The organism is Thainema salinarum CENA647 (assembly GCF_057732415.1).
In genome coordinates this window covers 2,841,394-2,862,982 of sequence record NZ_JBYJZJ010000022.1, presented here as the reverse complement: position 1 = coordinate 2,862,982, position 21,589 = coordinate 2,841,394, and the positions used below count along the sequence as shown (strand labels likewise).

Genomic DNA, 21,589 nt, shown 5'->3' with positions numbered 1-21,589 from the left:
TTTGAGGAAAGCTGACTTGGTCAGCTTTTCTCAAACTATAAATTGGGTTCTTATACACAGACTTGATATGAGTAGATGAGAATGAAAGAGGGGCAATCAGGCCAGGGCAAATGGCCATTTCCCCCTACATCACCGTTCATTGAGGCGAGAGCTTTTAAACGCGGGTCTGTTTGTGCAAACCCATTTGAACTTGCCAGAGACCAGCGTAGATACCCTGTTTCTCTAGCAGCAGCTCGTGGGTGCCCTGTTCGACAATTTCGCCGTATTCCATGACGTAAATGCGGTCGGCGTTGCGAATCGTGGAGAGGCGATGTGCGATCGCAATTGTGGTGCGGTGCTGCGTAATCTTATCTAATGACCGCTGAATGGCAGCTTCCGTTTCGTTATCAACCGCAGAAGTCGCCTCATCCAGAATCAAAATCGGCGGATCTTTCAGCAGGGCGCGGGCAATGGCCAAACGCTGTCGCTGACCACCGGAGAGCTTCTGCCCCCGTTCCCCGACAATGGTGTCGTAGCCACTGGGCAATTGTTCAATAAAATCATGGGCTTCAGCCATCTTAGCGGCCTGCATCACCTCTGCTGGCGTGACATCAAAGCTGCCGTAGCGAATGTTTTCGGCGACCGTCCCGTGAAAGAGAAACACATCCTGACTAACCAGGCCAATGGAGCGGCGCAGATCGTCCAGATGAATGTCTGAAAGCTCCAGCCCGTCTAGAGTAATGCTGCCGGACTGAATTTCATAGAGGCGCAGCAGCAGTTTCACCAGCGTGCTCTTGCCCGATCCGGTGGAGCCAACCACGGCAATGGTCTGTCCGGCTGGGATACTGAGCGTCAGATGCTTGATCACGGGTGCGCCTGTGTCATAGGCAAACGTGACATCGCGCAGCTGAATTTCGCCTTTCACATCCGCCAGCGGCAACGCTCTGTTGCCGGGATGGATAGCAAACGGCGTATCCAGCAGATTCATAATTCGGTTGGTAGACGCCATCGCTCGCTGATACTGGTCTAACGTTTCGCCCAGTCGCGTCAGTGGCCACAGTAAGCGCTGAGTGAGGAACACCAACACACTGTACGTACCGACCGACAGATTGCCACGAGTCGCTTCCAGACCGCCATAGAGCAGCGTAGCTGTGAAGCCTACGAGGATGACAAGTCGAATGAGGGGGACAAACGCCGCACTAAGTGCGATCGCATTTCGATTACTTTTCCGATAGGCATTGCTCTCGTCGCGAATTCGGGCGATTTCGTAGTTTTCAGCCGTGTAGCTTTTGATGGTGGTGATACCCGCCAAGTTATTGGCAAGCTGGCTATTGAGTAGGCCAACCCGTTCGCGCACGTCGGCATAGCGAGGAGCCAGCTTTTTCTGGAATGCAATCGAACCCCAGAAGATAAACGGCATCGGCAACATGGCCATCCAGGCGACACTAGGAGCCAGCTTAAAAAAGGCGGCACCGATAATGATCACCGTTGTCGTCACCTGCAAGATGTCGTTGGCACCCCGATCCAGAAACCGCTCTAGCTGGTTGACATCGTCGTTCAGCACCGCCATCAGGCTGCCCGTGCTGCGGGATTCAAAGTAGGACAAATCCAGGTCTTGCAAGTGGCTATAGGCATCCAGTCGCAGGTCATGCTGCATCGTCTGGGCCAGATTGCGCCACAGCCACTCGTAGGCATACTGAAACACTGATTCCAGCCCCCAAACAATCAGAGTCAGGATCGACAGAATCACCAATTGGCTGAAGACATCGGTGACGCCCCAGCGAGCAATAATCGAATCCTGCTGCTGCACCACCACATCCACGGCCACACCAATTAGCACGGGGGGAGCTAGGTCAAAAATCTTGTTCAACACCGAACAGAGGCTGGCCAGCCCCATCCAGCGGCGATAGGAGCGCCCGTAGTACATGAGCCGCTTTAGCGGATGCGCTGATGAGGGCAGCGGTTTATAGTTGCGCTGTTGCAATCGCACTCGGATTTGCGCGGCACTCGCGGCGGCACGATGACCATTCCCTGAAATTTTCATGCTTCAACGCCATCAAAAGGTGCAAAGTGTGCTTGAGCTGTTGTTTGTGTTGGATAGAGGCTGCACTCTTTCCCAATACAAACAGCATGTTTGAATCACCAAAAGGTGCAAACATCTATACTGCCATATATCTTTTACCCACCCTACCCACGCGATGGAACTCAAGTTACGCCCTGCCACTGCTACTGACTATCCTGCTGTTTGCCATCTGTTTGCCGATGCTGATGAGCTATTCTTGGTTTGCCCCCGCAGCAAGTTTCCGCTGACGGTTGAGCAGATGCAGCAGATTGAATGTGAGCGGCATGACCTAACGGTGGCAGAGCATGAGAATACCGTCGTTGGGTTTGCCAATCTCTATAACGTTGTGCCAGGAGAGCGGGCATTCATTGGCAATGTGATTATCCATCGCGACTATCGCGGACGCGGCTGGGGTAAGCAATTGCTGCAATACATGATGGCGCGAGTCGCCGAACACCATCAGCTCCCGCAAATCCATATTTCGGTGATGAATTCCAATACGCCTGCACTGTTGCTCTATGCCCGATTGGGGTTTCAGCCCTACGCAATGGATCTAGCCCAAACGCCAAAAGGGAACTGGGTCGGCGTGCTGCATTTGAGACAAGAGGTTACTCGCTAAAATAAAGCCAATCTAACTGTCTCTAATGGCAAACCACAATGATTGCCGTTCCACACTACATCAGCCCACGCCACCGTACATCTGAAAACACCTGGGAAGTCGTCGTCTATAAGGCAGATGATTTGATTTGACTAAAAAGCATTGCTCTGAACTTTGCGATCGCAGAACTGTATCGCGTTTTAGACAATTAGCTTTTGCAAGTCAGATTGGCGACACATACTCCATGCTGATGTTGGGTTTCATGCTTCAATCTAACCTACTAGATCTGCGATTGCGCTACGATTGAACAAGCTATTTTCGAGAAGCAAAATGGTGCATTGTAGATTATATTGAAACCGTCTACAATGTATTCAAGTCAAATCTACCAGGGCTTTCAGATCTGCCAAAGGCGATCCCTGAACCGCATCGCAAATTAGATTACTGGCAAAAATTTTATACAAAAACAGGTTGTGCTTTTGCAAAGCAATTTGTGGAATTTGAGATATTAATCATACAAGATACAGTGGAGTTTCTTGGATTTTATCTGAAGCTTTTAGTAAATATTTCAAAGAGAGTTCAACCAGATTAGAGGCATATCACTCAACTAAGTTAAGTAGCAATGAATTTCAGCCATTGTTTATATTTTATGAAGTAACAAATGTATAGATATCAGCTAGAAGTACCACTGAGCGCCAGAATTAACGTAGCGACTTCCGAAAGCGAGTGGAGAGAAAATCTGTGGCACATTCATCATAATAGCGCCAGAAATCATGATTTGCTGGGTAAAGTTGAAGCTGAACTGCTTGATGCGCTGGTTTTGGAGCAAAGATATGATGAGCAACAAGAAGATATAAAGTGTCTCTTTGAAGAATTGAGTACAGAGTTAAATAATTGTCTCTATGCTGTCAGATATGTTTCATATATTGACACTGCCAGATTGATGTTATGGCAGTCCCAGTTGACTGAAAGAAATGTCTCTTCTGGAGAAGAAAACATATATAAATACTCTGACTTAATAAATACATCGTCGCAATCAAGCTTCCAGAAAATTCACTTTTTAACGAAAGATAGATTTGAACACGTTTATAGTGAAATGCCAAATATAGGCAAGTACATAGAAATATATACCGACGTATTGGCCTTGAAAGACTCTGTTACCAGGCTAATAGGACTTGCATCTTTAGTCGAGCTAATCAATCATGAGCATCATGATGCTATTCAAGTAGAAGCACTGTATAAAGCCAGCCGGAATCTCATCGCTCATGGCTTTGTACATAAAAATCCTACAGTCTTTGAGCTTAATAGATACTTTAATACTACAGCACAGTCATATGAATTTAGTAGAAATGATTCAGCTCAAATGGCTCTTGTTGAAAAATCAGTGGCTCAATATGAGAACTGTATTCAAGGATACATAACAAGTCAACTGCCTAGAAGAGAAACAATTTTTTATCCAAACTCAACAACTTGATTCGCGAAATTATATACTTATAAGACTATGTTTCTGACAAACAAACATGTTATTAGGATTTTATGTATAAACTGGCTATATTGTTTGTTGAAGCTGCAAATACTCCAAAATCAGAAACCGTAAATAATCCAATAATTGTAGATAAGCCTGCACCTTGGGGTATTGCTCTCTCGCTTCCGCATAAAGCCGAGCTACTGCGCTATTTGTAAACACTTGTAGCTGGTGTAAGTGAGCAATAGCCGCTTCAATTTGCCTCGTATCCCCTGTTGCCTGAGTTTGCTTTGCATATCCTGAAATACTGGCAATCAATAATTTAAGTTCTTCTACAAACGCAAACTCATCATCCGAACCCGGATACTGTTCAGCAATTTGCTTCATTTCCGGCTTCAGCATTTGATAATTATTGGTCAGACAATCATCGGTCAACTGTTGCAAAAGCTGGATAATGTGTTTCCGCTGACCTTGCAGTATTTCCTGGATTTTGTACCATTTTCTTATTCCACTTTCCGTAGAGCCTGAAACATAATCCTACTCATTCGCAGTCTTCAAGACAGTTGTATAGAGTTGACTACTCACTCGAAAGTTCGCTTCCTCAATCAATTGATCAATCAGAGGTTTAATAGCTGGAATCAAACCATTACGTTTAGCTTGCAATAAAATACCCAGTAGCCCAGTTACGTTAAGTCCATAATTTACAGCCGATGCTCGACCACGTCGCTCATCCATCAAAAGTAACTCAGCTTTTAGTTCCAAAGCCAAAATAATTGCCTCAGCTTCACCTAAATCGATATCATCTTGTCCACTTTGAAGATCACTAACTCTTTGTGCATCAGCCACTGTTTGAGTTTGAATCCAAGCGAAAGCCTGTACTTCAACCGTTCCAGGGACAGGGTGCCCAACAGCTACCATCTCGTTGTAAACGGCCAAGGGAATGACGATAGTTGAGTAAAGTTGACGCAACAGATCTAACTGACCGATAGCTGCAAGATTCGTAATCGGCGAGGTATCACTGACAACAATCACAACAAATCTAACGACTGTAGCGTTTCAACATCTGCTTGAAAATCTTCCACATCATAGTTGATGCACAATCCCCGCTTTGCCAACTCGCTTTGAAATTCAAGCACGGTTAACCCAGTCCAAGATCGAACTTTGCCACTGCTAATTTTTTGCTGCTTATAGAGCATGATGGCAATTTCTAGCGTCAATTCATCCTCAGTCATTTTGACCGCTCGCAGGATGTCATCAGGAATTACAACACTCATGGGTTTAACTGAAAAGAATAGGCTGTTGTGATATAAGGATAAGCGATCTGAAAGGAATACAAGGAATTCCAGGAAATCGCAATTATCTAAAGTGAAAGATGCGATCGCACCTAGCAATAATCAACGAAACATTTGCACCGCATAGGCTTTGCCGGAATCAACGTAGATGCCATAGCCGAAGTGCGTATATTCAGGCCGGAGCAGATTTTCGCGGTGTCCGTCGCTGTACATCCAGCCTTTTTGAAACTCTTCTGCTAAGCCATAGGTGCGATTAGCACCCATACTGAACCAGAAATAAGCAATATTTTCTCCAGCTCCGGTTTCGCCACCCGCTGCAACGTATCGATCCGTCGGTGTTTTCCCTTCCGGTGAAACGTGATCGAAAAAGTCTCGTTTGAGCATGTCTTCGGCATGTCCCTGAGCAGCTTGTGATAAGAGTGGATCTTCAACAAGAGCAGACAAGCCGTTCAAAGTGCGATCGCGATTGGCCAACTCCAGCGCAAATTGCTTCAGTTCATCTTGCGATCGCGTTTGATGCGCTGTCCACACCGTCACGGTTGGCTCGCCGATGCGCCAGTCGGCCTCACCACTGCCATTGGAGAAATAGAACAGCTCCCTGGAGTCCACCAAAGCAGCCAGTAGGAAAACTGAAGTAATCAGCCCGATCGCCCATTTTTGAGGCAACAGATAGCCAGTCTTCGCTCTCGCCCGATGTCGTCGAACCATATAGGTATGAACTCAGCGCAACTTTACTAGGATTCCCGTTTTTGCTTAGGATTGTGAATTAAATAACCTGTAATTCTGGTTTTGCTGTGTAATTCCATTGCGGCAGAAGCTCGTCGAAGACAATCTTCATGTTGGCTTTGAAGTCCTCAGCAACTTTACGACCCTTGTGATACATTTTATCGAGAATCGTCGTAAAGACCTTGAGACCTGTGCGAGTGGTTGCCTTTTCCATCAGCTCTTTTACCATCTGGACACTCTCAAAAATTACCCCTTGACACCTGCTTGAGACGTGAGGAAACAAGCGGTGTTCAATTGGATTGTACTTGGAGGTATAGGGGGGATAGTGAGCAATGCGAATTTCAATCCCTAACTCGTTGACCAATGCTTGCAAGTCTTGCTTAAAGATGTAGTAGCGAGAACTGTTACTGCCCCCACCATCGCAAAGCAGCAAAATCGAGCCAGCTAGGGGATAGCGTGCTTTGCCATAGGTGTTCCACCAGTAGCGAATCGATTCGCAGGCAAACTCACTGGTATCATGACTCGTGCCGATCTGGATGTAGCCAATATTATCGCTCAAGTCGTACAGTCCGTGGGGAATAGCGACGCCTTCTGCGAGCGTTGCCCAATCATGGTCAAACACTTCGACTCCCTGCTCTTGAGTGTACAGTTGCCCCGCTCGATACAACTTGCCAATTAATTCTCTTTTTTTGTGTCCATACTCATGACGGGATTGCCAGCAGCTTGATAGGTGCCTTTCAACTGCTCAATCCGCTCAAATTGTTCATTGCGATGTTCACTCTCCCCAGTTGCCAGTCTTTTCACCGCTTTGCGTTTACGAAAGTTGTGCCGCTCCAACAACTGATCGACCACCGTCACACTCACGTCAATTCCGTCCTCTTTCAGCAAGGCCACAATCTCATGGCGCTTGAGATTAGTCCACTTCACCGTCTCATCCATGGGTGAACCCGCCGTGTGTTGCTCCAACACCTGCAGAAATGACGCATCTAGCCCTTCAATGGTCTCAAATGCTGACTTCCGTCCACCTCCCACTTGACGAATCCGTTCCCGTTTGAGAGCAGGTTCATCATCCAGTTCTGCCAGTCCCAACGCTAGGGTTGCATGATGGCATCCGAACAACTCTCGGATATAGGCTTGCCCACCATATCCGAGTTTGATCGCTTCAATGGCGGCATAGCGACGACGATCCTTCTCAGACAACGATTGATAATAGCGTTGCATTTGAGCTTCAATTGGCGCAGGGTAGGGTTGCATTCAGGTTCTGCTTCATCTTCTATTGCTCTAGCTTACAAATACAGACGGTAAAATTACATCTTATTTAATCCACGATCCTTAGTATGGAGTGGTACGTTACGTTTCGCTGCGCTGCACTAACGGCACCCTACGCGGGAGTCGCTACACGGGAAGCGCGAAGCTGCCCGCAGGCGGCATCTTTCTCTAAACCGCGTGTTTGGCGCACGCTGACGGCGATGTGATGTTCCTTCAGCGTATCGACAAACTGCTGCACCCGCTGGCGACTGGGCCGCTTGTAGTCCACCTCTTCAATCGGGTTATAGGGAATCAGATTCACATGACTCTGGAAACCGCGCAGATGCTGTGCCAGTTCCGCCGCATGTTCTGGCTCATCATTTAGTTCCGCCAGCAGAATATATTCAAACGTGACCCGCCGCCCTGTAATTTGCACATAGTCGCGGCATTCGGCCAGCAGAGTCTTGAGGGGATACTGCCTTGCGCTGGGAATAAGTTGCTCCCGAATCGCTTGGTTGGAAGCATGGAGACTTACAGCGAGAGTTGCTTGCAAATGGTGTTCCGCTAAACGGCGAATTCGACCCGGAATACCAACGGTTGAAATTGTGATCGAGCGCTGAGAGATGCCGATGTCCTGATTCAAACAGCGCACGGCATTGACCACGGCATCAATATTCAGCAGCGGTTCACCCATGCCCATAAACACAATGTTGGATACCCGCTCCTGAAAAACTTCCTGTACCGTCAGCACCTGATCGACAATTTCATGCGTCGCCAAATTGCGAATGAATCCGCCCTTACCCGTGGCGCAAAAATCGCAGGCCATCGGGCAGCCCACCTGAGACGAGACGCACACCGTCAGCCGTCTGCCGCTGGGAATGCCCACCGTTTCAATGATGTGACCGTCCTGAAGCTTGAGCAGAAACTTAATCGTGCCGTCCGGTGCTTCCGAACGATAGTGCAGTTCGGAGCGGCCAACGGGATAGTCCGCCAGTTGCGATCGCAGTTGCTTGGAAAAGACCGAAATCTCGGTTAGAGATCGCGCCCCCTGCTGATAAATCCACTGGTAAAGCTGCTTACCGCGATAGGCAGCCTGTCCCTGCGCTTGTATCCAAGCAGTAAGTTCATCCAGGGTTTGACCCAGTAGTGGAGGTTCATTGGCTGAAGTGGATGCGGTTTCAGTCTGAGAAAGGGCGGCAAAATCGAGTTCAGGAGAGTCCGATTGAGCCGAAACAGGAGGGACAGCCATAGTAAAGGAATGCGTTGCAACGGATCTCTATCTTAGAGCAGACTTTCAGATTCGTTGTAGCCTCAGACATTCAGGTTGGCGGCAATTTGCACTACGCTAGATTTCGATAGAATTTGGGCATTCGCCCTGTCGTTATCGTCGTACCTTTATGCTGCCACTGTTGATTACTGCTGGGTTTTATCTGCCGCTGATAATTGTGGCTCAATTTCAATCGCCGGGGCCAATTGCCTTCGAAGCGGGGCCATTTACCATTCGCTGGTACGGCCTACTGATTGCCAGTGCGGTGCTGCTCGGCGTGACGCTGTCGCAGTATCTGGCCAAGCGGCGCAATGTTGATCCCGATTTGCTGGGTGATTTGGCGATTTGGCTGGTGATTGGGGCGCTGCCGGGAGCGCGGCTCTACTACGTGCTGTTTGAATGGTCGCAGTATGCCGACGATCCGGCCAGTATCTTTGCCATTTGGCAGGGCGGCATTGCCATTCACGGCGCGATTATTGGCGGTTCATTGGCCACACTGATCTTTTGTCGAATCCGTAAAGTCTCGTTTTGGCAGATGGCGGATTTAGTGGCTCCGTCGCTGATTTTGGGACAGGCGATTGGTCGCTGGGGCAACTTCTTCAATTCAGAAGCCTTTGGCGCACCGACGGATTTGCCGTGGCGGCTGTATATTCCACCGAATCGGCGTCCACCGGGATTAGGCGATGTGGCCTATTATCACCCGACGTTTCTCTATGAATCGCTGTGGAATATTGGCGTATTGGTCTTGCTGCTGGGGCTGTTTTTCTGGGGATTGCGGCGTCCGGGACGGCTGAAGGTGGGTACGCTAGCAATGGTCTACATGGCAGCCTATAGTTCCGGTCGGGTCTGGATTGAGGGTTTACGGCTAGATAGCCTGATGCTTGGCCCGTTACGTATGGCGCAGGTGATTAGTTTAGTTGCGATCGCAGTTGGCCTACTCGGTCTCTGGTGGCTCTACGGTGCCAAGCGATCGCTACCGGATGTGGTTGATCCCAATCGGCCTGACCCTAAACGCAAGTATTCAGAATCGTCTGATTTGTAACCGACTTCGTCCCTTCACACCACAAGCCATTGCCCATGTCGCCCAAAATTTTGCTCACGTCTTTCACGATTTGGGAAGATCATCATCAGTCCAACTCCGCTGACGATCTGCTGGAACTAATGACGCAAGAGTGCGACAGGATAATACCTAGCTTCAGCACTCAACTCCACTATTTACGCCAGCTCCCGGTGGACTATGATCACGCTCCGGCTCGGATTATTGAAACCGTCAATCATCTGCAACCCCACAGCATCATCTGCTGCGGCATGGCCGAAACCCGTCCTCGGCTCAGCGTTGAATCACGCGGCACTCATCGCCATAACCGAGACGATATCTATCACACGCCGCTGCCGCTTGATCAGCTCGTTCAGGATCTCACCTTCACCGATATCAGCCACGATGCGGGCAGCTTTGTCTGCAACCACACCTACTACTCAGTGCTGAAACACGTCCATAGTCAACGACTGTCGTCGCCTTGCCTATTCGTACATGTCCCGGTTTTGACTACCGATAATCAAGCAGCGATCCTGACCGATTTCACTCAAATTGTGCAGCAAATTAGCGCTTGGGTTGCGTCATCTACAGCTGCGCCAACAACAAAAACAGCTCTAAGCTCACCATACACACGGCAAAAATCGTGACCACAACCACAGCGCGTCTGGCCTGAGTGAGCTGCTTCTGCAAAACCTGATTCAGCCGTTCATCGGCTAAGCGCTTGGCATCCTCTGCTTCCTGACGTTTGGCCTGGGCCGTTTTGAGCTGCTGTACCAGTCCCGGTGACTGCTGTTGGCGAATGTAGTCCACCAGGTAGTCATGCACAAGCTGATAGCGTGGCTCTGGCGCAGCTGGAATTTCAAATACTAGGCCGGAGCCGACCAGTATTTCCAGCACCAGCGCAAAATCTCGCTCTGTCGCATCCTGGAGCAATAGACCTTCCACATCGGTTTCCAGTTCCTCCCGCGTCTTCTGCGGACGAATGCCGCCTTCTTCCGTCAAGAAAAACAGAATCAGATTGGCTAACTCCTGATTTTCGCGGCCACAGTCTTGCACCGATTCATGCAGGAAATGCTCCACTAGCACCTGCTTGGGCGAGTCGCCCAAAGCTCGATATTGCGCCAGTGTCGTAATCTCTTCCCGCTGAAGCTGTGCCCCCACGACCTGAAGTTCAATCGGTCGCACGTCTTGGTGTTCTACCGATAGATCGGCTACCAAGGCATCCACTAAATCTGCATCCAGCTCAAACTGCGATCGCTGCGTCAACGTTTCAATCACCGTGCGGGCATCCTGTCGCGAGAAGTTGCCCAGGTAGTAGCGCACGTCTCGACTGAGGATGTCGTTATTGATGATCTCTAAATCCGTTAGCCGTTCGCACTCCAGCAAATAGTGCAGGTAATCTTCCCGTAGCGACAAAATCACGTTAACGAACGGTTCATTGATGCAGTCGCTCAGGAATTGCCAGAATGCGCGGCGCTCTTGCAGGTCGGGCCATTCAAAGAAGAATTCTTCAAACTGGTCGAAGATCAAGATTAGGAAGTGGTTTTGGTTGAGGAGGGTGAGGAGTGAGGAGTAAGGGGTAAGAGGTAGATGGGTAGATGGGTGGATGGGTGGATGGGAATCGGGTGAGGAGTGAGGGGTGAGGGGTAGATGGGTAGATGGGTGGATGGGTGGATGGGAATCGAGGATGTCTGGGGTGGGGGAGAAGGGGAGAGCAGAATTCAGTTGCGTGGTGAGGTCAGTGGGCCAGTCAACGTAGTTGTTGAGTGCGATCGCACGTATTCTCCGTCCTTTTAAGAATTTCTGTTGATGAAGGCGGGGGATGAGTCCGGCTTTGAGGATGGAGCTTTTGCCGACGCCGGATTGGCCGTGGATGACGGTGAGCTTGTACTGGTCGTCTTCGATGCGGGCGAGCAGGCGATCTACGTCCTGTTGGCGACTGGAGATGACGATGGCGTTGGCTTTTGGGTTGGAGATCTGATCGGGGGCAGGTGCGATCTCATCTTCTGGTACGCCGACTGTGCTGGGAGATTGCCAGGGCTGAATGGGGACGGCACCGATAAAGGCGCGCAGGCCAAAGCTGCTTTCGACTTGCTCAAGCTGCTGCTTGACCTGGAAGGCTTTGTGGTAGCTGCCTTTGTCGTAGTAATGGTCGTGCAGCGTATCCAGCACCAAGCGGTACAGAGTCAAATCATAGCGGGGGTTGACCTGCTGGCTGGCGATTTCCAAATTTTTGATCGCCTGGTTGCGATCGCGCAGGTGAATCTGGGCGGCCCCGATTAGGTAGTGATACCAGCCCTGCTGAGCTTGGACAATCCAAACCTGTTCGGCGGGAATCTCGACATTGTCCAACAGCGCTAGAGCCTGTTCGCCTTCCCGAATGGCCAGTTTCCACTCTTCCCGAATTAGGTTGATCTCGGCCAAAAATCCGCGATCGCGGGCGCGACGAATCGGGTCATCATAGAGCGCGTGCAGCTCCAGTGCCGCCAGGGAAACTTCTTCCAGTTCGTGCCAAATTTCAGGATTGGGCATGGGAAGTCGGCCCAGCTTTTGCAGCACTTCGGCCAAGGCGAGTACGTATCGCGCCACCACGTCCAGCCGATTCGCCTGCTGAAAGACGGTGAGACTTTCGACAAAATAGCGCCGTGCCTGCTCACAGGCGGTTCGGTAGGTGCTGCGCTGCAACACCGCGTAGCTGCGCCACCAGAGGCCCAAGTAAAACAGCAGGCAGCCGTAGCGTTCAGCCGCCGAAATCATCGGGGCATGGGCGGTGTGACCAGCATGACAAGCCTGATGAATTTGATCGGTTAACTGCTGGATATCTGAGTCAGGGTTGGGCAGCGTCAAAAGTTGCTCCGCCTGTTTTGCTTTTGCTTGCCAAAAGGCCAAGCTTTGCTCGTATAGCCGCCGTGCCGCTTCCATTTCGCCATTGGCATGGGCATCGCGAGCCTGCACAAAGTCCAGACTGGCCTGCAACTCTGCATCCAGTGCTTCACCCTGCGCCTGGATATCACTCAGGGCAAATTCCAGCTCATATCGTCGGCGCGAACCCGGTTCAATGCCAAATTCTGAATCCGGCAAAAAGCGATCGCTACCCGCATTCAGCGCAATTTGAAACAGGCGATTGGCCTCCTGATGCAGCGAATGCAGCAGTTCTCCGGGCGGATAGCCAACTTGGATGGGAGTTGGTGCAAAGGTTTTCAGGTCGGGTGCGGTGCGGTTGAAGGTTTGCAGTACGTGGTCATTGACCCAGAGGACAATCGGAAAGGCAAAATCCTGCCGCAAACTGTCGCGAATCTGATTGGCCGAGGCTAGAAATCCGGTCAGCGATTTGACCGTTTCCAGCCCAGTCACAAACACGGACTTGGGACTGGTTTGAACCTGCTGCTGAATGGCAACTCGTAATCCGTCCGCATCCGCCGCTAGCTGCACCACCTGCAAATCCCGCATCTGCTCGTCAGCCTGTAGCGACTCAATCAGGATGTTTCGCAGCCGGACATAGTTACAGCGCACAAGAATCAGTGAAAAATCGCCCTGGCTAAATAAGAGCGATCGCACAAGCTGATTCAGTGACTCCGCATTATGGGCCACAATCTCTTCAGCAGTATGTCCTCGAACGACAGACATAATTCACTCAGCTCTCGCTAGGGGTTAAGAAACCCGGTTTCAAACGTACTTGTTTAGCGCGACACTCTGCATAGATCCCCCTAAATCCCCCTATAGCCTTTCGGGCATGGCTTCGCTTAGAAAAAGGGGGAACTTTGAGCCAGAGTTGGAATAGCCCCTTTTTTAAGGGGGCGGCGACAGCGGGGGATCGTACACCTACGCTAAATGCGTCAAAGAAACCCAGTTTCTTTGCATATCCTTTCTACAATCTATTGTGCTGTGCCCACTGCTTAAACGGTTCGGCCTCGGCCAAAATCGGATTGATATCAAACCAGCGGCCCTGCTGATCGCGATATTCAAATAAAAACAAACCCCGCAGCAGCAGATTATAGTCCTCATCGCCCTGAATCGAGCGCTGCTCGACGGCATTGAATAGAAGTTGCCATTCTTCATTCGACAGTGGCGCACTCAGATTGTCCCGCTCATCGCGAATCACCGATTCAAGGACGGAGCGCTGAATCGGTGGATCTTGCTTTTGCAGGCAACCCGTGATTAATCGCAACAGGTTCCGCACATGTCCGCCGCTGGCCTGACAGACTCGATCTAATGTTGCTAAATTGTCAAACACCTCAGGCAGCAAGGCCGGAAACTGATCCGGATCGACATCAAAATCTACGGTCGGGAACGCCCGCACCATTGCCATTCGCCGCATCAGCGCCAGTCCTTTGATAAACGGTTCGCCACTGCGAGTCTGCACGGGCACCATCGGCAATACTTTAGGATTGCTGCCAAAGCGGCTGGTCAGTCGCGCCTGATCGTTCGAGAAAATAAGCGACAGCGGCATTGTGTAGACCATGTGACACCTAAGCTGCCGTAGCTGCATTCCTCGGTCAATGAATAAGTATTCAGGCTGGGTGCGATCGCTAATTTTTTTCGTACTCTCCACCCGGTCGAGATTGTCCATGATCACGACTAGACCCTTCTTTCCCTGGGCCTTGAGCGTTGCGATCGCAGGTACGAGTAGCTCACGATTAATGGCATCAATAATCGTTTTAGTGCGGGGTTCCAGATATTGCCGCAATTGACTTCGCAGTTCTGGACTGGCTTTAGCTTCGGCAGTGATTTCGGCGATGCCCATTGAGAAGCTAACTTCGGAAATCTGAAACGGCATTTGCAGCCAGCTTTTCAATTTTTCAAATAGATCGCCAAAGTAGTTCGACTTAAGCTGAATCCCCTGCGCGATCAGGCTTTGATCCACCTGATAGGCAATCACCAGCAGAATGTCGCTGATGTCTACATCCGCCACTTCCAAATTACGATCGGACTCAAAGTAGACCACGTGAAAGCCCTGCTGCTCCAACTCATACTTGAGCCGAAACAGCTCCGTCGATTTGCCGCAGCCAATATGCCCCGTAAATAGCTGACAGGTCGGCTCATCCGGCGACAGGCGCGTAATCGTGCGCGTCAGTTCGTGAATTACATCGCCACCGCGCACTGCCGAAAAATCCACATAAAAATCGAGATCGCGGTTGTTCTGAATTTCCAGCGGGCGACCCGGATTACAGGCTTGGTAGAACGTTGTGGCGTCGAGAGGCATGGGAGATTTTGGATTGGCGATTTTGGATTTTGGATTGGGTTTTGCTTTGTTTCAGTGTATGCCATCGGCTCATGGACGATGAGGTGATGGCTAGTGGTTGCGATCGCAAAATCCCCCCTGCTCCCCCGCTCCCCTGCCCCTTCTGCTCCCCTGCCCCCCTGCCCCCCTGCCCCCATCTACATATCCGGTATCCGGCAGATTCAACCTCTCCGCAAATGTCAGTAAAATTTGATGTAATACAATCACCCGATGTTGTATCCGTCGGAATTTTGGCTCTTGCTATGAATTTGCCCACCTGGATCACCGTTTCGCGACTGCTCGCTGCTCCAATTCTGCTGGTCACGCTGTTCCTGCCCGATCCGTTTTGGCAGTGGTTTAGCTTAGTCGTTTTCCTAATCGCTTCGCTAACAGACTGGGTGGATGGCTACCTGGCCCGCCGCTTGAACCAAGTCACGGATCTGGGCAAATTTCTCGATCCGCTGGTCGATAAATTACTTGTACTAGCACCGCTGTTAGTCCTGGTTGAACAGCAGCTCGTACCCGCTTGGGGCGTATTTTTAATCTTGGCACGAGAGCTTACCGTGGCAGGCTGGCGCGTCAATCCTTCGTTACAGGGCAAAACCAGCATCTCCGGCGCAAATATCTGGGGCAAGCTCAAAACCGTCACCCAAATTGCTGCGATCGCACTTCTAATCGCCCCCCTACCCGCTCCAACTCTAACCATCGGCATCTGGTTCTTCTGGGCCGCCGTCGCCCTCACCCTCATCTCCGGCGCAATCTACCTCTGGCCTGCCACACCTTCAGCAAAGACATCTGTTCAATAGATCGGCAGTTGAGTCAAAATTTTCAATCTACCAATCGCCTATTGTAGGGACACGGCATTGCCGTGTCCCTACGAGAACTGCACACCGCCCTGGCGTAAAACTTGCCAGCGATCTCCCTGCCACAGCACCACTGTTGAAGGGACACCACCCGGATCAGCAGCCTGTGAACCTTGAGTTTCAGCCATTAACTGAGCGCAGAGGTCATCTGGCATTACGTTGACTTCAGGAAAAAAAGTGTCAATATCTTTGGCGGTCAGCAGCGGTGGCTGGCCGGATTTATTAACGCTGGTGGTGGCTAGAACGCCAGTTTGAGCCAGGACACGGCGTGCGATCGCAGAATTAGGAATGCGAATTCCTACGGTTTGTGTACCCGCTGGATTAATTCCTTCCGGTAATTGCTCACTGGCGGGTAAAACTAACGTGAGCGCTCCTGGCCAGTACCTTTCAGCGACTTGTTGCCAGGTAGCCTGTTCTTCAGTCGTCCCTGACACGTAGGGCCATAAATCCTCTGGTGTTGCCGCCATCAGAATCAGTGGTTTGTCAAAGCTGCGCTGCTTCGCCTCATAGATTTTTGCCGCTTGCTCCGGACGAACGGCGAGGGCGGGGACGGTATCCGTGGGAAAGCTAATTAGCCGGCCGGACTGCGCGGCTTGAATTAAAGCGTCGAATAATACGTACATGGTCTAGAATCTGCTGCCAAACCGATCGGGAGAAGGTCGATCAAAATAGCGATCGCGTTCTGGGGGACGATTGGAAGAAAGGGGCGCTGGATTGGGTGCAAACGCCAGCCACAGCGGAAACTGCAAAATCGATAGGTCAATTTTGCCCTCGGCCTCATCAACCACAATCAGCGGCAGCATGCCTCGTTCCATCATCCGCTCAGCCCGCTGAGCCAGCGGTTCGGGCGCTTCAAATAGCACGACACCCTGTTCAATGTTAAAGTCCATACGGGCAATACCGAGACAGTCCTGCAATCCCCGTCGCCACTCACCCAAGCGTTCCGGCGTATCGGTCAGAATCAAAACGCCTAAGCGATCTTGGTAGATATCTTTCAAAATCGAAATCACCGCCGACGTGACCAGCACGTTTTGCAGGCGGCTGCCCATACTGCGCACCGCGCCACGACCGCCTTGTTTAAAGAACCAGTTCGACACCCGCTCGGCGTGAATTGGCTCAAATGTGCGGCGCAGTTGCCACGGGGGACCATAGTATTCGGGCCGAGTGCGGTACTGATCCAAGAGCGCTCGAATCCGCCGAATTTGCCGTTGAAATCGCTCATCCGTGAAGCGGGGCTGCATATCCTCTGCTTCAGCTGTAGTGGCAGCGGGGGCTGGTTGTCGAGTCTGTTGAGGTATGGGAGAAGGCGGCGCTGGCTTGGGGGCTGGCTGTTGAGGTGGAGCCAATTCAAGCTGCTCGGCTGCGATCGCAAGATCCTGCAAGCTGCCTACGAGGTAATCTTTAAAGCCCTGCACCCGCACTGCCAGATCCTGGGAAACTCCAGCAAAGCTCTGGCGCATTTCAGTCTGAATGCGATCGCGCCGCCGCTCAAGCTGCTCAACCTCTAGCCGCAGGGTGTTACGCCGTTTTTCCAATTCCTTGAGGCTGTCTCGGAGAAGCTGGTTGACCAGGTTTTGAGTTTCAGAGGGAGGAGAAGGAGATGTGCGATCGCGCTCTGGCATGACAGGTTCAGCAGCCGACTCCGTAACCGAAAACGTCCGGGATAGCCGACGAGAGGAATCAGTGCTGCTTTGAGATAGGTTAAGCGGCTTGCCGGATTCTGTCCGATCGGGCGAGTTTGCAGGTTGGGCATCCGTCATGCGGTCTTCTGCGTCTGATTCTGGATTGGGAGATTCGTAAGGATTCATGTTTAGCTGTCCGTTTCTGCTTCAGTCACTTGGGGAAGTTGCCGCGCTTCTAGGCTATCTCGCAGAGCCGTGGGATTAAACAGCATCGGCAAAAAGTGAATACTCTTCACCTCACGGAAGTAAAACAAAATCGGCACGGGCGACCAAAAAATTTCCCAATGCTCCCACTCCTGATAGGGAAAGCGACAAATCAGCGTTTCGCCCCGATAAATGTCTAGATCCGTCTCCGTGAACTTGAGTCGCAGCGTTGCGGTCTGTACCAACAGAAACACGCCAAACAGAGCAATTGGCAAACCGACCCACCACTTAATGAACGCAAAAGGAATGGCAAATAATACAACTGCGATCGGCAATCGATAGTCCGGCGGTAGCTGCACCGTTCCTTTGGCTGAGGATTCAGATGATTGAACAGAAGTCACGGGTAAAATCCTTGAATTCATCCTGGAGTTGCCGATTAGCACAACCAGATTTTTGACACAGTTTCATATTACTGTAATGCCTAAAGGCTGTAGCGTTGCCGGATTATGGTCAGTAAAAACCTCAACCAACTACAATCCCTGCAAAAATGCACTGCCCTGACCTTGGAACATAATCCAGGACAAGAAAAAATTGCTGATAAAAATGGCTAACAGGGATGTAACCACAGCGGTTGTTGTAGACTGCCCAACTCCCTTCGCGCCTCCCGTGGTCGTCAAGCCCCAGCTGGTGCCAATCACGGCAATGATGGCACCAAACACAACCGACTTGAACATGGCCGCAAAAATATCCCAGATGCTCAAAAATCCTTGGGCTGAATCCCAGAATAGGTTTTGAGACAGTCCATAGAGCGAAATCGCCACAATTAATCCGCCAACCATCCCAGTCACAAAGGACAGCATGGTCAAAAACGGCATCATCAATCCGCAGGCCAGCACTCTGGGAATCACCAGGTAATCAATCGGGTCAGTTTTGAGCATGTGGAGCGCATCAATTTGCTCTGTGACCTGCATGGTGCCAATTTCTGCCGCAAAGGACGAACCGACGCGACCTGCAATCACAACTGCGGTCAAAACCGGAGCCAGTTCACGCACGAGAGCCAGCGCCAGTACCCCACCCACAGTTGATCCAGCACCAAAGGCAATGAACTCACGGGCCACTTGAATCGTGAACACCATACCGACAAAGCCAGCCGTCACCAAAGCAATTAGCAGCGATTCGGGGCCAACAGCAGCCATTTGATCGAGCGTGTTGCGTCGATGAATTTTACCGCCTATTAAATGGATGACAACTTGTCCTGCCAGTAACACGGCTGCCAGTAACCGATGAAACCACAGCCCTAGACTCGACTGCCGGATGACTTCTCTTAGCTGCATAGTTCTCTTCGCGATAGTGATATTCAAGCCATTCTGGATGAGATTCCGTCCACACGCCACAGAATGTTAAGCGGCAAATTCATCGACTTCTATCGAGATTTCTCGTTTTTTTAGGAAAATTTAATCTTTGTGACGGATGAACAACGCAACTAGGAAATTACTCCTATGCTGGATAGAGAAGTCTTGCCACTCATGCTTGTTTCATGCTCGTCAGAGTACTTGTTACAGAGTGCCTGTTACAGTTGCGACAGATGCGATCGCAGCTTTTGACATCTTCTACAGACCTGTCATCTTATGACTGCTTCACATTTTATTCGATCTCTTTTTGTTTCCACTGTGCTGAGCTTCTTGATGCCAGTCATTAGCGTCGCCAGTATTTTTGCCTTGGCATTTGGGATTCGCTACATTCCCGATTTGGACATGATTAGCCAGATTGGGGTACAGCAAATTTATGATTTCCTTTCTGTATTTGGCAGCGGCAACCCAGTTCATGGCGTCGTGATCATTGGCATTACCTTTGGCCTAGTTGGCGGACTTTTCGATACATTTGCCCTTTATCGACACCAGCGCTTCAAAGGATTCGATCCTTAAAAAACAAAATATGCAAAATCTCTAAAACAGGCCCTACGGTTGACTCATACGTCAGCTATAGGGCTTATTTGCTTTTCAACACCACCTACTCCCTTCCCCATCCATCCTCCTACCCATCCACTCCATCACTCATCCACCCATCCACTCCCTTACCCATCCACTCCCTTACCCATCCACCCTCCCACCCATCTACCCACAACTCCTTGTGTTACAAGTCCGCAGCTTTCCCCGGACGTTCGCAGAAAAAGTGACTATCCTGAAGATTGGCGTTTATTTGTCTGTAACGATTCATGCGTCCTGATTGCTATGGGAATCGTCGGGTTAATTTGCCCCGATTAACACCTCTCTTTTCTGATGGTTGCTCTTTCGTTCAAACTCGATTGCGAAATGTGCGAAATGTATTTTCGGCTGTGTCGTCTCGTAAAGAATTGCAACTCTTCCCTTCAGTTCAAAAAACAGCTCCACAACGAAGCTGGCAGCAGTTGATTAGCGTTCTCCTGGTCGGTCTGCTGGTTTGGGTGGGTACTCCTACAGCCGCTTTTGCCCAAGACGCAGAATCGCCGAGTACAACTACTGCAGCCCAATCAATTCAGCCCTATTTAGATCGAGTAGCGGAAGCCGTTACTGAATTCACGCTAGAGAATGGCCTCAAGTTTATTGTGCTTGAACGGCATCAAGCGCCCGTCATCTCGTTTATGACCTATGCCGATGTCGGAGCTGCCAATGAAGAGGACGGTAAAACTGGCGTCGCCCACTACTTAGAGCATTTGGCCTTTAAGGGCACGACCGAAATCGGCACGACGAACTATGCTGCCGAAGCACCACTGCTTGACGAAATGGACGTGGTCTTCAATCAGCTCAAGGCCGCTCAAGCTGAAGGAGATGAAGCTGCCGTTGAGGCGCTACAAGCAGAGCTGGCATCGCTACAGGAAGAAGCCGTTCAGTACGTCAAGCAAAATGAATTTGGCCAAATCGTTGAGCAGGCTGGCGGAGTGGGCTTGAATGCCACCACTGGAGCTGATGCCACCCGCTATTTCTACAGCTTTCCCTCCAACAAGCTAGAGTTATGGATGTCGATTGAGTCCGATCGCTTTTCCAAGCCTGTCTTCCGCGAATTCTTCACTGAGAAAGAAGTGATTCTCGAAGAGCGGCGGATGCGGGTGGATAACTCGCCCATTGGCCAAATGATCGAGAAGTTTCTGGAAGTCGCATTCACAGAACATCCCTATCGTCGGCCTGTAATTGGTTATGAGGCGGATTTGTATCAAGCGACGCGCGAAGATATTCAAACCTTTTTTGATCAGTACTACGTTCCCAACAATCTGGTGATTGCCATTGTCGGCGATGTTGATCCAGCTCAAGTACAGGAACTGGCGACAGCTTACTTTGGGCGACTAGAAGCCAAACCCGCTCCGGCTGAACTGGTAATCAACGAACCTGTCCAGACGGAAGAACGCGAATATACGCTTGAACTGGACTCTGAACCCTGGTATCTAGAGGGCTATCACCGCCCCGCCGTTACCGATCCGGACAATGCCGTGTATTCCATTATCGACGGCATTTTAACCGGGGGACGCACGGCTCGACTCTATAAGTCTTTGGTTGAAGGCCAGCAGATTGCGCTTGATATTGGTAGCAGCACAGGCTTCCCTGGCGATAAGTTTCCCAATATGATGCTGCTTTATGCGCTGACGGCTCCAGGACATACGGTTGATGAAATTGCCGCCGCAATGGATGAGGAATTGACTCGGCTGAAGACAGAACCCGTTTCCGAGCAAGATCTGGATCGCGTCAAAACGCAAACTCGAGCTGGGCTACTGCGCACGCTGTCATCTAATCAGGGGATGGCTAGCCTTTTAGCCGAATTTGAAGTAAAAACTGGCAGTTGGCGGAACGTTTTCGAAGAATTAGCTGCCATCGAAGCAGTGACAGCCGAGGATGTCCTGCGAGTTGCCCAATCGACATTCGTCCCCGAGAACCGAACCGTTGGTCGATTGCTGTCCAAGTCGGACGCAGCAGAATAGGAGGCCAACCGTGAACAGAGTCAATTCAACAGCAAGTCAACCCAAGCAATTCACGCCAAA

At 50.6% G+C, this 21,589-nt stretch carries 19 protein-coding genes and 1 pseudogene; 7 read left to right on the top strand and 13 right to left on the bottom strand.

The window, feature by feature from the left end; genetic code table 11:
• Positions 1-154: 154 nt before the first annotated feature.
• Positions 155-2,023, bottom strand: coding sequence for an ABC transporter ATP-binding protein (locus AC286M_RS19400; RefSeq protein WP_488205953.1), 1,869 nt, complete (start codon positions 2,021-2,023; stop codon positions 155-157).
• A 154-nt stretch (positions 2,024-2,177) separates the two neighbouring features.
• On the opposite strand from AC286M_RS19400, the gene AC286M_RS19395 reads away from it, so the two are divergent.
• Positions 2,178-2,660: a GNAT family N-acetyltransferase gene (locus AC286M_RS19395; RefSeq protein ID WP_488205952.1), complete on the top strand. Its 483-nt coding sequence runs from the start codon at positions 2,178-2,180 to the stop codon at positions 2,658-2,660.
• Between the two features lie 637 nt (positions 2,661-3,297).
• Positions 3,298-4,110 (top strand): hypothetical protein, encoded by an 813-nt coding sequence (locus AC286M_RS19390; RefSeq protein WP_488205951.1) that lies wholly within the window; start codon positions 3,298-3,300, stop codon positions 4,108-4,110.
• Between the two features lie 75 nt (positions 4,111-4,185).
• On the opposite strand, the gene AC286M_RS19385 is transcribed toward AC286M_RS19390, so the two are convergent.
• The 6 genes and pseudogenes from AC286M_RS19385 to rlmN all read right to left on the bottom strand — a co-directional run bounded on the left by AC286M_RS19385 (position 4,186) and on the right by rlmN (position 8,616).
• A complete protein-coding gene (locus AC286M_RS19385; protein WP_488205950.1) occupies positions 4,186-4,545 on the bottom strand; it encodes a hypothetical protein in 360 nt (119 codons plus the stop codon).
• A gap of 93 nt (positions 4,546-4,638) precedes the next feature.
• Positions 4,639-5,133, bottom strand: coding sequence for a PIN domain-containing protein (locus tag AC286M_RS19380; protein WP_488205949.1), 495 nt, complete (start codon positions 5,131-5,133; stop codon positions 4,639-4,641).
• Positions 5,130-5,375, bottom strand: coding sequence for a UPF0175 family protein (locus AC286M_RS19375; protein ID WP_488205948.1), 246 nt, complete (start codon positions 5,373-5,375; stop codon positions 5,130-5,132). Before AC286M_RS19375 ends, AC286M_RS19380 begins: the two co-directional genes overlap by 4 nt.
• A gap of 120 nt (positions 5,376-5,495) precedes the next feature.
• Positions 5,496-6,101 carry a CAP domain-containing protein gene (locus AC286M_RS19370; protein WP_488205947.1) on the bottom strand — a complete coding sequence of 202 codons (606 nt, stop codon included), beginning with the start codon at positions 6,099-6,101 and terminating at the stop codon, positions 5,496-5,498.
• Between the two features lie 58 nt (positions 6,102-6,159).
• A pseudogene (locus AC286M_RS19365) lies at positions 6,160-7,058 on the bottom strand (ISAzo13 family transposase).
• A 442-nt stretch (positions 7,059-7,500) separates the two neighbouring features.
• A complete protein-coding gene (gene rlmN, locus AC286M_RS19360) occupies positions 7,501-8,616 on the bottom strand; it encodes a dual-specificity RNA methyltransferase RlmN (RefSeq protein ID WP_488205946.1) in 1,116 nt (371 codons plus the stop codon).
• A gap of 148 nt (positions 8,617-8,764) precedes the next feature.
• On the opposite strand from rlmN, the gene lgt reads away from it, so the two are divergent.
• Both lgt and AC286M_RS19350 read left to right on the top strand, forming a co-directional pair.
• Positions 8,765-9,676 carry a prolipoprotein diacylglyceryl transferase gene (gene lgt, locus AC286M_RS19355; protein WP_488205945.1) on the top strand — a complete coding sequence of 304 codons (912 nt, stop codon included), beginning with the start codon at positions 8,765-8,767 and terminating at the stop codon, positions 9,674-9,676.
• Positions 9,677-9,711: 35 nt separating this feature from the next.
• Positions 9,712-10,317 (top strand): pyroglutamyl-peptidase I family protein, encoded by a 606-nt coding sequence (locus tag AC286M_RS19350; protein WP_488205944.1) that lies wholly within the window; start codon positions 9,712-9,714, stop codon positions 10,315-10,317.
• Here the strand turns inward: AC286M_RS19350 and AC286M_RS19345 are convergent.
• Complete coding sequence (locus tag AC286M_RS19345; protein ID WP_488205943.1) at positions 10,256-13,297, bottom strand: nSTAND1 domain-containing NTPase; 3,042 nt, start codon at positions 13,295-13,297, stop codon at positions 10,256-10,258. The two genes, AC286M_RS19350 and AC286M_RS19345, sit on opposite strands and share 62 nt — an antisense overlap.
• 241 nt (positions 13,298-13,538) lie before the next feature.
• Positions 13,539-14,873, bottom strand: coding sequence for an ATP-binding protein (locus AC286M_RS19340; RefSeq protein WP_488205942.1), 1,335 nt, complete (start codon positions 14,871-14,873; stop codon positions 13,539-13,541).
• A gap of 281 nt (positions 14,874-15,154) precedes the next feature.
• On the opposite strand from AC286M_RS19340, the gene pgsA reads away from it, so the two are divergent.
• A complete protein-coding gene (gene pgsA / locus AC286M_RS19335; RefSeq protein WP_488205941.1) occupies positions 15,155-15,697 on the top strand; it encodes a CDP-diacylglycerol--glycerol-3-phosphate 3-phosphatidyltransferase in 543 nt (180 codons plus the stop codon).
• Between the two features lie 68 nt (positions 15,698-15,765).
• On the opposite strand, the gene AC286M_RS19330 is transcribed toward pgsA, so the two are convergent.
• The 4 genes from AC286M_RS19330 to AC286M_RS19315 all read right to left on the bottom strand — a co-directional run bounded on the left by AC286M_RS19330 (position 15,766) and on the right by AC286M_RS19315 (position 18,914).
• Entirely contained in the window at positions 15,766-16,377 is a 612-nt protein-coding gene (locus AC286M_RS19330) for an L-threonylcarbamoyladenylate synthase (protein WP_488205940.1), read from the bottom strand.
• A 3-nt stretch (positions 16,378-16,380) separates the two neighbouring features.
• Positions 16,381-17,562 (bottom strand): DUF3086 domain-containing protein, encoded by a 1,182-nt coding sequence (locus AC286M_RS19325; RefSeq protein WP_488205939.1) that lies wholly within the window; start codon positions 17,560-17,562, stop codon positions 16,381-16,383.
• Positions 17,563-17,564: 2 nt separating this feature from the next.
• A complete protein-coding gene (locus AC286M_RS19320; RefSeq protein WP_488205938.1) occupies positions 17,565-17,981 on the bottom strand; it encodes a DUF3119 family protein in 417 nt (138 codons plus the stop codon).
• 129 nt (positions 17,982-18,110) lie between these two features.
• On the bottom strand, positions 18,111-18,914 hold the full coding sequence (locus tag AC286M_RS19315) for an MlaE family lipid ABC transporter permease subunit (RefSeq protein ID WP_488205937.1): 804 nt from the start codon (positions 18,912-18,914) through the stop codon (positions 18,111-18,113).
• 351 nt (positions 18,915-19,265) lie between these two features.
• Here AC286M_RS19315 and AC286M_RS19310 point away from each other — a divergent pair, with 351 nt between their 5' ends.
• On the top strand, positions 19,266-19,505 hold the full coding sequence (locus tag AC286M_RS19310; RefSeq protein ID WP_488205936.1) for a hypothetical protein: 240 nt from the start codon (positions 19,266-19,268) through the stop codon (positions 19,503-19,505).
• A 482-nt stretch (positions 19,506-19,987) separates the two neighbouring features.
• Complete coding sequence (locus AC286M_RS19305; protein ID WP_488205935.1) at positions 19,988-21,529, top strand: M16 family metallopeptidase; 1,542 nt, start codon at positions 19,988-19,990, stop codon at positions 21,527-21,529.
• Positions 21,530-21,589 lie beyond the last annotated feature (60 nt).

Coding starts and splice junctions, on each gene's coding strand:
- AC286M_RS19390 (WP_488205951.1), top strand. CDS start 3,298: ATGTATAGATATCAGCTAGAAGTACCACTGAGCGCCAGAATTAACGTA.
- AC286M_RS19395 (WP_488205952.1), top strand. CDS start 2,178: ATGGAACTCAAGTTACGCCCTGCCACTGCTACTGACTATCCTGCTGTT.
- AC286M_RS19350 (WP_488205944.1), top strand. CDS start 9,712: ATGTCGCCCAAAATTTTGCTCACGTCTTTCACGATTTGGGAAGATCAT.
- AC286M_RS19325 (WP_488205939.1), bottom strand. CDS start 17,562: ATGAATCCTTACGAATCTCCCAATCCAGAATCAGACGCAGAAGACCGC.
- AC286M_RS19330 (WP_488205940.1), bottom strand. CDS start 16,377: ATGTACGTATTATTCGACGCTTTAATTCAAGCCGCGCAGTCCGGCCGG.
- AC286M_RS19310 (WP_488205936.1), top strand. CDS start 19,266: ATGCCAGTCATTAGCGTCGCCAGTATTTTTGCCTTGGCATTTGGGATT.
- rlmN (WP_488205946.1), bottom strand. CDS start 8,616: ATGGCTGTCCCTCCTGTTTCGGCTCAATCGGACTCTCCTGAACTCGAT.
- lgt (WP_488205945.1), top strand. CDS start 8,765: ATGCTGCCACTGTTGATTACTGCTGGGTTTTATCTGCCGCTGATAATT.
- AC286M_RS19340 (WP_488205942.1), bottom strand. CDS start 14,873: ATGCCTCTCGACGCCACAACGTTCTACCAAGCCTGTAATCCGGGTCGC.
- AC286M_RS19400 (WP_488205953.1), bottom strand. CDS start 2,023: ATGAAAATTTCAGGGAATGGTCATCGTGCCGCCGCGAGTGCCGCGCAA.
- AC286M_RS19315 (WP_488205937.1), bottom strand. CDS start 18,914: ATGCAGCTAAGAGAAGTCATCCGGCAGTCGAGTCTAGGGCTGTGGTTT.
- pgsA (WP_488205941.1), top strand. CDS start 15,155: ATGAATTTGCCCACCTGGATCACCGTTTCGCGACTGCTCGCTGCTCCA.
- AC286M_RS19375 (WP_488205948.1), bottom strand. CDS start 5,375: ATGAGTGTTGTAATTCCTGATGACATCCTGCGAGCGGTCAAAATGACT.
- AC286M_RS19345 (WP_488205943.1), bottom strand. CDS start 13,297: ATGTCTGTCGTTCGAGGACATACTGCTGAAGAGATTGTGGCCCATAAT.
- AC286M_RS19370 (WP_488205947.1), bottom strand. CDS start 6,101: ATGGTTCGACGACATCGGGCGAGAGCGAAGACTGGCTATCTGTTGCCT.